Raw genomic sequence first — 12,701 nt, 5'->3', positions numbered from 1 at the left:
CGTCAGCCTTTTGACGCGACTGCAAAGGTAAAATTTCACTATGATTAACCCCAATCAGCCCCGGGATATACCGCAAGTTCTGCTGTCGGTGCTGTTTTTGTCCCTGATTATTATTTCCTGTCTGTGGGTCGTTCAGCCATTTATTCTGTCATTTGCGTGGGCCGGTACGGTGGTCATCGCGACCTGGCCGGTACTTTTGCGCCTGCAGAGCCTGCTTTTCGGCAAACGCTCTCTGGCCGTACTGGTAATGACGCTGCTGCTTTTTTTACTCTTCGTTATTCCTATTGCGCTACTGGTCAATAGTCTGGTGGACAACAGCGTGCCATTAATAAAAGTGGTGACCAGCGGCAACTTTACCCCGCCGGATCTGGCGTGGCTGAATACGGTTCCGCTGATCGGCGATAAGCTGTACACCGGCTGGCATAATTTGCTGGAGATGGGGGGCACGGCGATTATGACTAAAATTCGTCCTTATCTCGGCACCACCACCACCTGGTTTGTTGGTCAGGCGGCGCATATCGGCAAGCTGCTGGTCTACTGCGGTCTTATGCTACTGTTTAGCGCGCTGCTGTACTGGCGTGGTGAACAGGTCGCCTATGGTTTCCGCCACTTCGCTACCCGTCTGGCCGCCAAACGCGGCGACGCGGCGGTGATCCTCGCCGGTCAGGCAATTCGCGCCGTGGCGCTGGGAGTGGTCGTGACGGCCCTGGCCCAGGCGGTGCTCGGCGGTATTGGTCTCGCGGTCAGCGGCGTGCCCTACGCGGCGCTGCTCACCGTGGTGATGATTTTTACCTGTCTTGTCCAACTGGGGCCTTTACTGGTTCTGGTGCCGTCAATTATCTGGCTCTACTGGAGCGGCGATACCACCTGGGGTACCGTACTGCTGGTGTGGAGCTGCGTAGTGGGCACCATGGACAATTTTATCCGCCCGCTATTGATTCGTATGGGCGCCGACCTGCCGATGATTCTGATCCTTTCCGGCGTTATCGGCGGTCTGGTGGCGTTCGGCATGATTGGCCTGTTTATCGGGCCGGTTCTGCTGGCGGTCTCCTGGCGACTATACGACGCGTGGGTTAACGAAGCGCCGCCGCCGCCGAAAGATCCCGATCTGGTGCTTGAGGAGCTTAGCGAGCTCAATACCCGAGCCTCGCAGGATAAATAAGTCAACGGGCGGGGGAACCCGCCTTTTGCCATTGCGCCTCGACCGCTGTCGGGCACACCGCCCTCAAATATTAAGAAACACTAATATATTCCTCACAACAGTCCGCATTCCTCTGCCCACTAACCACATTTGCCTCGCAGATTCTTTACCTTAATTTAACTATTGAGAGGAATCCGATCGACGCAAAAAGCCTCAGTGCCTAGTATTAGCTCACGGTTATAAATCAATGCCTTGATTTATAAGCATGGAAATCCCCTGAGTGAAACAACGAATTGCTGTGTGTAGTCTTTGCCCATCTCCCACGATGGGCTTTTTTTTGCCCGTACGCTGACGGCTGAAACAAAAAATCCCCGCCATTGCTGACGGGGATTGCGCATTTTGTTTAGCGAAAAACTTACTTATTCAGCTCCGCCAGGCCAAGCCAGGTTTGCACCACGGTATCCGGATTGAGGGAAAGGCTATCGATTCCCTCTTCCATCAGCCAGGCGGCAAAATCTTCATGGTCTGACGGACCCTGCCCGCAGATACCGACGTATTTACCCTGTTTCTTCGCCGCGCGGATAGCCATCGACAGCAGCGCTTTCACCGCGTCGTTACGCTCATCGAACAGCTCGGAGACCACGCCGGAGTCGCGATCCAGACCCAGCGCCAGTTGCGTCATATCGTTGGAGCCAATGGAGAAACCGTCGAAGTATTCGAGGAACTGCTCAGCCAGCAGCGCATTCGATGGGATTTCACACATCATAATCAGCTTGAGGCCGTTCTCGCCGCGCTTGAGGCCCTGGCGCGCCAGCTCTTCAACCACCGCTTTTGCCTGCGCGACGGTACGAACAAACGGCACCATGATTTCGACGTTGGTCAGGCCCATATCGTTACGCACGCGTTTTACTGCTTCACACTCCAGCGCGAAGCAGTCACGGAAGCTTTCGGAGACATAGCGGCCGGCCCCGCGGAAGCCCAGCATCGGGTTTTCTTCTTCCGGCTCATAACGCTCGCCGCCGACCAGGTTGGCGTATTCGTTAGATTTGAAGTCGGAAAGGCGCACGATGACCCGTTTCGGGAAAAATGCCGCGCCAAGCGTCGAAATACCCTCGGTCAGGCGACCGACGTAAAACTCTCTCGGCGAGTCGTAACCTTTCATCAGCTCGCGGATTTCGTTCTGCAGACCCGGTTCCTGATCGTCAAACTCCAGCAGCGCGCGCGGGTGAACGCCGATCATCCGGTTGATAATAAACTCCAGACGCGCCAGGCCCACGCCTTCGTTCGGCAGGCAGGCAAAGTCGAAAGCCCGGTCCGGGTTACCGACGTTCATCATAATTTTCAGCGGCAGATCCGGCATATCGCCGACGGTGGAACTCTTGACGCTGAAGTCGAGAATTTCGGCATAGACGTAGCCGGTATCGCCCTCGGCGCAGGAGACGGTTACATTCTGGTTTTCCTGGATGCGATCGGTGGCGTTGCCGCAGCCCACTACCGCCGGGATCCCCAGCTCACGCGCGATAATCGCCGCATGACAGGTCCGCCCGCCGCGGTTGGTGACGATCGCCGCCGCTTTTTTCATGATCGGTTCCCAGTCCGGGTCGGTCATGTCGGTCACAAGAACGTCGCCGGGCTCGATACGGTTCATTTCGCTGATATCATGAATGACTTTCACCGGACCCGCGCCGATGCGGTGGCCGATCGCGCGCCCTTCCGAAATAATCTGCCCTTGCGCATGGAGGGTATAACGCTCCATCACCTGGCCGCGCGAACGGACGGTTTCCGGACGCGCCTGGACGATAAACAGCTTACCGGTATGGCCATCTTTCGCCCATTCGATATCCATCGGGCGGTTGTAGTGCTTCTCGATTTGCACCGCCTGCTGGGCCAGCTCCTGCACTTCCGCGTCGGTCAACGAGAAAACGTCGCGCTGCGCCTGCGGCACGTCTTCGATACGCACCTGCTTGCCGTGCTCCTGAGTTGGAGCATAAACCATGCGGATCTTTTTCGACCCCATGGTGCGGCGAACAATCGCCGGCCGTCCCGCTTCCAGCGTCGGTTTATGGACGTAGAACTCATCGGGGTTCACCGCCCCCTGCACCACCATCTCGCCAAGCCCCCAGGCGGAGGTGATAAACACCACCTGATCGAATCCGGATTCGGTATCGATGGAGAACATCACGCCGGATGATGCCAGATCGGAACGCACCATACGCTGCACTCCGGCGGATAGAGCCACGCCGCGGTGATCGTAACCCTGATGCACGCGATAGGAAATGGCGCGATCGTTAAACAGCGAAGCAAACACGTGCTTCACCGCGACGAGCACGGCGTCAAAGCCCTGCACGTTAAGGAATGTCTCTTGCTGACCGGCGAAGGAGGCATCCGGCATATCTTCCGCCGTTGCGGAGGAGCGCACGGCAAAGGAGGCCTCAGCGTCATCGGCGGACAGCTGGGTATACGCGTCGCGAATCGCATTTTCCAGTTCGCTCTGGAACGGCGTATCAATGATCCACTGACGGATCTGCGCGCCCGCTTTCGCTAATGCGGAAACGTCGTCAATGTCGGTTTCATCCAGCAGTTCATAGATGCGCTGGTTCACGCCGCTTTGGTCCAAAAACTGATTAAAAGCATCAGCGGTGGTGGCAAACCCGTTCGGTACGGACACACCCATACCTGACAGATTTGTAATCATTTCACCAAGGGAGGCATTTTTGCCCCCAACCCTGTCTACATCATTCATGCCGAGTTGGTTATACCAAAGCACCAGCGGTGACGAGCCATTGTTGGACATCGAGACAATCCTTTTGTGATTTAATACCAGTGATAAATAATTCACGATCGACTACGGGATTTATCCTGACATAATTATGCCGTTGAAAAAAACGGTGAATCGTTCAAGCAAATTATTTTTTCGTTTTTAGGATTCTTTTCCGGATATAGCTAAGCCAATGATTCTTCTAAAATCTGATGAAATTTGATACAAAAGATACGCAGTTGCGAAAAATGAACCAACCTTTTCATTAAAAATAAAAATAGCGTTTCACTTTTTAAATTTGAGACAAAGCCTGGAGTGATATGCTTAAATTTAATATCTGCTTTCAGCTAATTAAACTCTTTATACCGGATGGTCAAAATGGAAAGTGCTGTAGATCGCCACGTATTTTATATTTCCGACGGTACCGCTATTACGGCGGAAGTTCTGGGTCATGCGGTCATGTCGCAATTCCCGGTAGCCACCAGCAGCGTAACCCTGCCGTTTGTCGAAAATATCAGCCGCGCGCGCGCCGTGAAGGAACAAATTGACGCCATCTTCCAGCAGACCGGTATTCGACCGCTGGTGTTCTATTCCATCGTGCTGCCGGAGATCCGCGATATCATCGTGCAAAGCGAAGGCTTTTGTCAGGATATTGTTCAGGCGCTGGTGGCCCCCCTGCAGCAGGAGCTACGCCTGGACCCGACGCCAATCGCTCACCGCACCCACGGCCTGACCCCGGGTAATCTGAACAAATACGACGCGCGTATCGCCGCTATCGACTACACCCTTGCTCATGATGACGGGATTTCGCTGCGCAACCTCGATCAGGCCCAGGTGATCCTCCTCGGCGTTTCGCGCTGCGGGAAAACGCCTACCAGCCTGTACCTGGCGATGCAGTACGGTATCCGCGCCGCCAACTACCCGTTTATCGCCGATGATATGGACAATCTGATTCTGCCGGCATCGCTTAAGCCGCTCCAGCACAAACTATTCGGCTTAACTATCAATCCGGAGCGGCTGGCGGCCATCCGCGAAGAGCGACGGGAAAACAGCCGCTATGCTTCTATGCGCCAGTGCCGGATGGAAGTCACCGAAGTTGAAGCGCTGTATCGCAAAAATAAAATTCCTTGCCTGAACAGTACCAATTACTCCGTTGAAGAGATCGCCACCAAAATCATGGATATTATGGGGCTAAGCCGCAGAATGTACTAACACACTAGTACGATATCAAAAATTTGTTTATGCTATCACCCGTGGCCTATACAGGATCATGCCCTGCTCTTGCAATAAGCAGGGATTGGTTTATCGTGATGCGCATCACTTCCCGGCATTTTCGCCGCGGAAGAAACAGATTTTTGAGACCCCAATGAATAAAACAGACGAATTGCGTACCGCGCGCATTGAAAGCCTGGTAACGCCCGCGGAACTGGCGCAACGGCACCCCGTGTCCCCCGATGTTGCCGCCCACGTTTCTGCTTCGCGCCGCCGAATCGAAAAAATTCTCAACGGTGAAGATCGCCGCCTGCTGGTAGTGATCGGTCCCTGTTCCATTCACGATACTGATGCGGCGATGGAGTATGCGCGCAGACTGCAGGGTATGCGCGAACGCTATCAGCCGCAGCTGGAAATCGTGATGCGCACCTATTTTGAGAAGCCGCGTACGGTGGTTGGCTGGAAGGGGCTGATCTCCGACCCCGACCTGAACGGCAGCTACCGGGTGAATCACGGCCTTGAACTGGCGCGTAGCCTGCTGCTGCAGGTGAACGAGCTCGGCGTCCCCACCGCTACCGAGTTTCTCGATATGGTGACCGGACAGTTTATTGCCGATTTGATTAGCTGGGGCGCGATCGGCGCACGTACAACCGAGAGCCAAATCCATCGCGAAATGGCCTCTGCGCTCTCATGCCCGGTGGGCTTTAAAAACGGTACCGATGGTAATACCCGTATCGCCGTTGACGCCATCCGCGCTTCCCGCGCCAGCCATATGTTCCTGTCGCCGGATAAGCAGGGCCAGATGACCATCTATCAGACCAGCGGGAATCCGTACGGCCATATTATTATGCGCGGTGGTAAAAAACCGAATTACCACGCTGCCGACATCGCCGCCGCCGGAGAAGCGCTGGCAGAGTTCGACCTGCCGGAACAACTGGTGGTGGATTTTAGCCACGGTAATTGCCAGAAACAGCATCGCCGTCAGCTGGAAGTTTGCGCCGATATATGTCAGCAGATCCGCGCGGGCTCGACCGCAATCGCCGGGATCATGGCCGAAAGCTTCCTTAAGGAAGGTACGCAAAAGGTCGTTGCCGGCCAGCCGCTGACCTGGGGACAATCGATTACCGATCCCTGCTTGAGTTGGGAAGACAGCGAGCGGCTGCTGGATGAATTAGCCGCCGCAACCGCCACCCGCCTCTAGCTCCCTTCCCCGTCGCGATCGCGGCGGGGAGATTTTTCTCGCCAATGTCCGGCCGGACACCTGCTAAATCTGGTAATGCGTTAAATAAAGCTTGCCGTCAAAAACAACATTATTGATAATGATTATCATTGTTGCCTTGATTTTTATTTTTAGTGCTATGACGCGTATGGATAACACTGCCACAGCAGAAAAAACAAAAGACAATGCCCCGTATCCCGTTCCGACGGACAAAGAGATAAGCAGCCGGACATTATTAGGCAGCGAAGGACGGGTAGTGATTGAACATGGCGGTCAGCGCTATCTGCTGCGTCAGACTCATTCGGGCAAGCTGATCCTGACCAAATAATGCTCCCCGCCGGTAGAGGCAGGGAGAATGGTGATTAGCTCGAGCAGCTCACTTCAAGGCGCTTTCCCCAGTCCGGAGGACGCTGGCTATACTCATCCGTGCGATCGACAAAGGGCTGAGAAAGTGCGCTATGCAGACGTTCCAGTTCACGCATATCCCCCTGCTCTGCCTGCTCAATGGCTCGTTGAGCCAGCCAGTTGCGCAGCACGATAGCCGGATTCACGCTGCGCATTTGCGCCTGCCTTTGCGCATCGTCAATCTGTTCATCGCGCAGGCGCGCGCGATAAGCGGCAAACCAGCTATCGAACCTCTCACGATCAATAAATTCGTCGCGCAGCGGCGTGGCGGCGCTCTCCTGCTCGCTAAGGCTTAGCATCCGGAAGGTCCGCGTATAGTCGCTGCCCTCGCGCTCCATCAGAGTAAACAGGCCGTCCAGCAGCTCGTTATCCCCTTTTTGCTGGGTCAATAATCCCAGCTTGTCGCGCATACGCCGGCCATATGCCGTCAGCAGCGCGTGCTGGTAGTCATCCAGCGCGCCGTTCAGCGCTTCCGCGCTGATAAACGGCGAGAGCGCTTGCGCCAGGCGCTGCAGATTCCATAGTCCTACCGCCGGCTGATGATCAAAGCTATAGCGCCCCTGATAGTCGGAATGATTGCAAATAAAGCCAGGCTGAAAATCATCAAGGAAGCCGTACGGGCCGTAATCCATCGTCAGTCCGAGGATCGACATATTATCGGTATTCATCACCCCGTGGGCGAAGCCGACCGTTTGCCAGCTGGCAATCATCTCCGCGGTTCGGGTGACAACATCCCTGAACCACACAATGTATTTATCCGCTTCATTTTGCAGATGAGGCCAGTGGTGGCGAATCACATAATCCGCCAGCAGCTGCACTTTTTGCGGCTCGCGGCGATAGTAAAAGTGCTCAAAATGGCCAAAACGCACGTGGCTTTCCGCCAGGCGCATCAGCATTGCCCCTTGCTCGACGGTTTCGCGGTACACCGGCGTATCGCTGGCGACCATTGCCAGAGCGCGGGTGGTGGGAATACCCAGCGCATGCATCGCTTCCGAGGCCAGGCCTTCGCGGATCGTTGAGCGCAGCACCGCCCGCCCGTCTCCCATGCGCGAATAGGGTGTCAGCCCGGCGCCCTTCAGGTGCCAGTCAACGCGGCGGCCATCGGCCAACTGCTGTTCGCCGAGCAGAATACCGCGCCCGTCGCCGAGCTGTCCGGCCCACGAGCCGAACTGGTGGCCGCTGTAGACCTGCGCCAACGGCGACATCCCCGGCAGCAGCGCTTCGCCGCCCCATACGCCAGCGCCCTTGTCCAGGTTAAACAACGACTCGGGAATGCCCAGCTCTTGCGCCAGCGGCGCGTTATGCCAGACAAGGCGCGCGTTCTCCAGCGGCGTGGGGGCTAATGCAGTGTAAAAATCCGGCAGTTCATCACGCCAGTGGGTAGTAAAAGACAGGGTCATGTTTCCTCCTGCCTTCAGTGTAGTGCCTTCAACAAATTATTAACACGGGGCGAGTGCGGGGTTATTGCAATAATAAGCCGCACGGGGATTTAGCACGCTTCTGCCATCGCCCGGTAGCGTACCGGGAAGAGACGCGGATCGGCTGGTCTAATTTGGGGGGGATAGCTGAATCGGCAAGCATGGAGCGCTATCTCTCAGCCGCTTTGCCATGATGAGCAGGGAGACAGGGGGTCCCTGCTCATTAGCTAACGTTAGATCCTGCGCGCCTGCCAGAAATTTTTATGCCAGTAGACATTATCCAGCGATGAACGCGTGACGCCCTGGCTGGTGGAAGCGTGAATAAACTGGTTATCCGTGTCGTAAATACCGACGTGCAGACCGCTCTCGCCGGATCCGGTTTTGAAGAAGACCAGATCCCCGGGCAGCAGTTCGCTCTTATCGATTTTAGTGCCGATTTCCGCCTGTTCGCGGGTTTCGCGCGGCAGCTGTAACGCAAATTTATCGCGAAACGTCATCAGCACGAACCCCGAGCAATCAACGCCGCGCGGCGACATTCCGCCGTAGCGATACGGCGCTCCCCGCCAGTTCCTTAACTGCTCATTCAGGTTGGCAACGACGGTAATCGAATCAGCCAGCCGCGGATTTGGCGGCGGTGCACGGTGACTGCTACAACCCGCGAGAAATAACGCAACGCACAAAACGAGCCAGAAACGCATCTCAGACGAATCCTCTGTTCCCTATCCGGTTATCGGAATAATTTACCTTGTTTATCAATTCGCTGGCAAGCTGACTGCGTACTACTGTGACGCAACGAGCATAAGATGACCCGCCACCTCAACCCGCTGAAACTCCATGGCATAGGCAGCGGTTAAATTCTCCTCGCTTAACACCTCCGCGGTGCTGCCGCAGGCGATAGTTTGCCCCTGACAGATAAGCCAGGAGCTGTGGGCGTGCCGGAGAGTATGATTAAGATCGTGGCTGCTCATGACGATGGCAATGCCTGATGCGCAGAGATCGCTAAGCAGTCGATCGAGCGCGGCCTGCTGCGCCACGTCCAGGCTGTTCATCGGTTCATCCAGCAGTAGCAGTTGACCGGACGCGTTAGCCTGACGATGAATCTGCAGTATCACCGCCGCCAGGCGCACGCGCTGCCACTCCCCACCGGAGATGTGATTCACCTGACGTCCAAGCTTATCGCCTAAGCCCAGCTTCTGCGCAATGGCCGTCAGGAGTCCGTTTTGCGCCTCGTTCTGCAGATGCAGCGATAGGTAATGCCAGACCGGCATGGCGAAAGGCGGCATCTGGTGCTGGCTTAAGTAGGCGCGATGACGCGCCAGCTCCTGCGCCGGCCAGTCATTCAGAAGACGTTCATTCAGTCTTACCTGCCCCGGGCCGGTAGAGAGCCCCGCCATACGTGCCAGCAATGTGCTTTTCCCCGCCCCGTTTGGCCCCACCAGATGAATAATCTCTCCCGGTCTGATATCGGCTGAAAACGGCGCCAGCCGTCCAGGCTCTTCGACATCCTGTAGCTGCATCAAAAACGGCATTATTTCGCTAATGCTCCTTTAATAGCGGCCACCAGCTGCGGGTCATCCGGCGTCATATCCGGAGAGAAACGACCGATAACCTGGCCGTCGCGGCCAATCAGGAATTTTTCAAAGTTCCACAGAATGTCGTCGACATACAGCGGCGCGCGGCCTTTACTGGCCATGCGTTCATAGAAACCGCTGCCTGCTGGAGCAACGGCCTGAGGCGCCGCCGCAATCAGCTTTTGATACAACGGCGCGCGATGTTCGCCGTTGACGTCAATTTTGCTGAACATCGGGAAGGTCACGCCGTAAGTCGTACTGCAGAACGTTTTAATCTCCTCTTCGCTGCCCGGCTCCTGCCCCAAAAACTGGTTGCAGGGAAAGCCCAGCACGCTGAAACCTTCGCTTTCTAAATCCTTTTGCAGCGCTTCCAGTTGCTCATACTGCGGCGTCAGGCCGCATTTTGACGCAACGTTAACGATCAACAGCACTTTGCCTGCCCACGGAGCAAGCGTTGTTTTCTCACCATCGATAGTGGTGACTTCAGTATTAAGAATATCGTGTTGCATAGCCTTCCCTCAGTGAATAAAACCGGTGACTGCTTCAGGTGATCTCTATCTACTGTAGCGGATTCAGACCAGGGCATTCTACCTGGAATCGCCCTGGAGTGTCTCTTGATGTAACAGGCCGCGCAACATGAATTCATCTCAACACCGGTACAGAGCAATTCAGTGTACAGTGGTGAATGGATGTAATAGCATTTCGTTAATTGTTAATTTGAGAGAGTTTTGTTGATGAAAAAGATGTTTAGCACCGTGTTAATTGCGGCCTCCGTCGCGCTGTTATCGGCCTGTTCGCCGGATGAAGATAATAAAGTTAAAGTCGCGATCAATACCGGGCCGGATGAGGCTATCTGGAAAGTCGTAGAACAGGTGGCTAAAGAGAAATACAACCTCGACGTGGAGGTCATCTCTTTTAATGATTACGTCCTGCCGAACGAAGCGTTAAACAATAAAGACGTTGATGCTAACGCCTTCCAGACGCTGCCTTACCTTGAAGCGCAATCAAAAGAACGCGGCTATAAGTTTGCGATTGTCGGTAAAACCTTCGTCTTCCCGATCGCCGCTTACTCGAAGAAAATCAAAAACATTAGCGAACTGCCTGACGGCGCGACGATCTCCATTTCTAACGAAACCACCACCCTGGGCCGCAGTTTGCTGTTGCTACAGGCGCAGGGCTTAATCAAGCTGAAAGACGGGACAGGCTACCTGCCGACGACGCTGGATATTATTGATAATCCTAAGCAGCTGAAGATTGTGGAAGTCGACACGCCGCAGCTGACCCGTACGCTTGACGATCCGAACGTCGCCCTGTCGATTATTAATACCAATTTCTCCGCGCAGGCTGGTCTGTCCGCCGCTCGCGACGGGTTATTTATGGAGGGGCCCGATTCTCCGTACGTCAACGCCATTGTTGCGCGCGAAGATAATAAAGACAGTAAAAAAGTTCAGGAACTGAAAGAGGCCTTCCAGACGCAAGCCGTTGCCGACAAGGCAGCGGAAGTCTATAAAGGCGATGCGATTAAGGGCTGGTAATGGATCGGCCGCATACAGAGGCGGCAACAAGCCAGCCCCTGTCTGTATGGCCGCCCGTTAATGCGGGCGGCCTGATTTAAGCAATAACCAGATAAACACCGGCGCCCCCAGGGTGGCGGTCACTACGCCAATAGGCAGCTCCGCCGCGGATAGCGCCAGCCGCGCGACGATATCCGCCCCCAGCAGCGCGCTGGCGCCCGCCAGCAGACAAGCCGGAAGCAGTACGCGGTGATCGCTCAAACCACATAAACGCAGAATATGCGGGATAACCAGACCGATAAAGCCAATCGCTCCGGCCAGCGCCACGCTGACGCCCACCAGCCAACCGGTCGCGACCACCAGCACCTTTCGCCATAACCACAGCGGAAGCCCCAGTTGACGCGCTGAAACCTCCCCCAGCGCGAGCAAATTAAGCGGCTGCGATTGCAGGCATCCCCAGGCCAGTACCGGCAGCAGCGCCAGCATCAACCACAGCTGCTGCCAGTCTACGCCGCCAAATCCGCCCATCATCCAGTACATCAGCTGGCGGAGATCGAAAGAGGTAGAGAAATAGACTGCCCAGGTCATCAGCGCGCTACAAATAATACCGAGCGCCACACCCGCCAGCAGCAGACGGCTGGTAGACAGATGCCGCCGGGCAAAACGTAGCAAAATAAAGGTTATGACCAGCGCGCCCGCGATTGCACACAGCCCCAGCGCCCAACCAGGAAGCAGTCCTTTTCCCAGCAATACGGCAGCAATCAGGCCGACTCCAGCGCCGTTTGAGACCCCCAGCAGGCCGGGCTCCGCCAGCGGGTTTTCAAACAGCGTCTGCATAATCGCCCCGGAAAGCGCCAGCGCGGCGCCCACCAGCAGAACGGCCAGGGTGCGCGGCAGACGTATCTGCCAGATAAACAGCTCACCTTTGGCGCTAAACCATTCGCCGGGGCCAATCCACTGGTCGCCCGCGCACAGGCTAATGGTCGACGTAGCCAGCAGCAGCAAGGTTAATACGGCAAGCCAGCGCCGGCTGCGGCGCCGTTGAATTTGAGCAAAGGTCAGCATAGATTTCTGCATCGGGGAAAAGGATGTGATTGATTTTACGGTATTCGGCGAAGAAAAGAAAAAAGGCCGCATCGCGGCCTTTTTAGTTAGTTCAGATTATTTGTCTCTGGGTGACGCATTTTCGACGCGGCTTTTTAGCTTCTGGCCAGGTCTGAAAGTCACCACTCGCCGGGCTGTAATAGGGATATCCTCTCCCGTTTTCGGGTTACGGCCCGGGCGTTGGTTTTTATCACGCAAATCGAAGTTGCCGAACCCGGAGAGCTTTACCTGCTCCCCGTTTTCCAGAGCGCGACGGACCTCTTCGAAAAACAACTCTACCAGCTCTTTGGCATCCCGCTTGCTAAGCCCAAGCTTATCAAACAGATATTCTGACATTTCAGCTTTTGTAAGCGCCATAG

12 protein-coding genes and 1 other RNA gene are annotated in these 12,701 nt (G+C 55.5%); 6 read left to right on the top strand and 7 right to left on the bottom strand.

The genetic code is table 11. The features are described 5' to 3' along the window. The first annotated feature begins 40 nt into the window (after positions 1 to 40). A complete protein-coding gene (gene ydiK, locus ABLV11_RS23125) occupies positions 41 to 1,162 on the top strand; it encodes an AI-2E family transporter YdiK (RefSeq protein ID WP_004113594.1) in 1,122 nt (373 codons plus the stop codon). Positions 1,163 to 1,374: 212 nt separating this feature from the next. Then, positions 1,375 to 1,482, top strand: an RNA gene (gene rprA / locus ABLV11_RS23120) — antisense sRNA RprA. 74 nt (positions 1,483 to 1,556) lie between these two features. On the opposite strand, the gene ppsA is transcribed toward rprA, so the two are convergent. Further along, positions 1,557 to 3,935: a phosphoenolpyruvate synthase gene (gene ppsA, locus ABLV11_RS23115; protein WP_004113595.1), complete on the bottom strand. Its 2,379-nt coding sequence runs from the start codon at positions 3,933 to 3,935 to the stop codon at positions 1,557 to 1,559. Between the two features lie 342 nt (positions 3,936 to 4,277). Here ppsA and ABLV11_RS23110 point away from each other — a divergent pair, with 342 nt between their 5' ends. The 3 genes from ABLV11_RS23110 to hemP all read left to right on the top strand — a co-directional run bounded on the left by ABLV11_RS23110 (position 4,278) and on the right by hemP (position 6,658). After that, a complete protein-coding gene (locus ABLV11_RS23110) occupies positions 4,278 to 5,111 on the top strand; it encodes a pyruvate, water dikinase regulatory protein (protein WP_004102943.1) in 834 nt (277 codons plus the stop codon). 154 nt (positions 5,112 to 5,265) lie between these two features. After that, positions 5,266 to 6,312 carry a 3-deoxy-7-phosphoheptulonate synthase AroH gene (aroH, locus tag ABLV11_RS23105; protein WP_064344585.1) on the top strand — a complete coding sequence of 349 codons (1,047 nt, stop codon included), beginning with the start codon at positions 5,266 to 5,268 and terminating at the stop codon, positions 6,310 to 6,312. A 166-nt stretch (positions 6,313 to 6,478) separates the two neighbouring features. Then, positions 6,479 to 6,658 carry a hemin uptake protein HemP gene (gene hemP / locus ABLV11_RS23100; RefSeq protein WP_160886036.1) on the top strand — a complete coding sequence of 60 codons (180 nt, stop codon included), beginning with the start codon at positions 6,479 to 6,481 and terminating at the stop codon, positions 6,656 to 6,658. A gap of 34 nt (positions 6,659 to 6,692) precedes the next feature. Here the strand turns inward: hemP and selO are convergent, their stop codons facing one another. The 4 genes from selO to ABLV11_RS23080 all read right to left on the bottom strand — a co-directional run bounded on the left by selO (position 6,693) and on the right by ABLV11_RS23080 (position 10,233). Further along, positions 6,693 to 8,135, bottom strand: coding sequence for a protein adenylyltransferase SelO (selO, locus tag ABLV11_RS23095; protein WP_105890400.1), 1,443 nt, complete (start codon positions 8,133 to 8,135; stop codon positions 6,693 to 6,695). Between the two features lie 251 nt (positions 8,136 to 8,386). Continuing rightward, a complete protein-coding gene (locus tag ABLV11_RS23090; protein ID WP_004102948.1) occupies positions 8,387 to 8,851 on the bottom strand; it encodes an NlpC/P60 family protein in 465 nt (154 codons plus the stop codon). Positions 8,852 to 8,932: 81 nt separating this feature from the next. Further along, positions 8,933 to 9,682: a vitamin B12 ABC transporter ATP-binding protein BtuD gene (gene btuD / locus ABLV11_RS23085; protein ID WP_004113605.1), complete on the bottom strand. Its 750-nt coding sequence runs from the start codon at positions 9,680 to 9,682 to the stop codon at positions 8,933 to 8,935. Then, positions 9,682 to 10,233 (bottom strand): glutathione peroxidase, encoded by a 552-nt coding sequence (locus tag ABLV11_RS23080; protein ID WP_016808815.1) that lies wholly within the window; start codon positions 10,231 to 10,233, stop codon positions 9,682 to 9,684. The genes btuD and ABLV11_RS23080 overlap by 1 nt, the downstream gene beginning before the upstream one ends. A 225-nt stretch (positions 10,234 to 10,458) precedes the next feature. Between ABLV11_RS23080 and ABLV11_RS23075 the strand changes: the two genes are divergently transcribed. Continuing rightward, on the top strand, positions 10,459 to 11,259 hold the full coding sequence (locus ABLV11_RS23075; RefSeq protein WP_004102954.1) for a MetQ/NlpA family lipoprotein: 801 nt from the start codon (positions 10,459 to 10,461) through the stop codon (positions 11,257 to 11,259). 57 nt (positions 11,260 to 11,316) lie between these two features. Here ABLV11_RS23075 and btuC read toward each other — a convergent pair whose 3' ends face one another. Further along, positions 11,317 to 12,303: a vitamin B12 ABC transporter permease BtuC gene (gene btuC, locus ABLV11_RS23070; RefSeq protein WP_163530438.1), complete on the bottom strand. Its 987-nt coding sequence runs from the start codon at positions 12,301 to 12,303 to the stop codon at positions 11,317 to 11,319. Positions 12,304 to 12,399: 96 nt separating this feature from the next. Further along, the gene (gene ihfA, locus ABLV11_RS23065; RefSeq protein WP_004102960.1) at positions 12,400 to 12,699 is read right to left on the bottom strand and encodes an integration host factor subunit alpha; all 300 of its coding nucleotides are present in this window, start codon (positions 12,697 to 12,699) and stop codon (positions 12,400 to 12,402) included. Positions 12,700 to 12,701 lie beyond the last annotated feature (2 nt).

This window comes from Klebsiella sp. GW_Kp181, assembly GCF_040062315.1.
Lineage (GTDB): Bacteria > Pseudomonadota > Gammaproteobacteria > Enterobacterales > Enterobacteriaceae > Klebsiella > Klebsiella oxytoca.
This window is presented reverse-complemented; position numbering and strand designations above follow the sequence as displayed.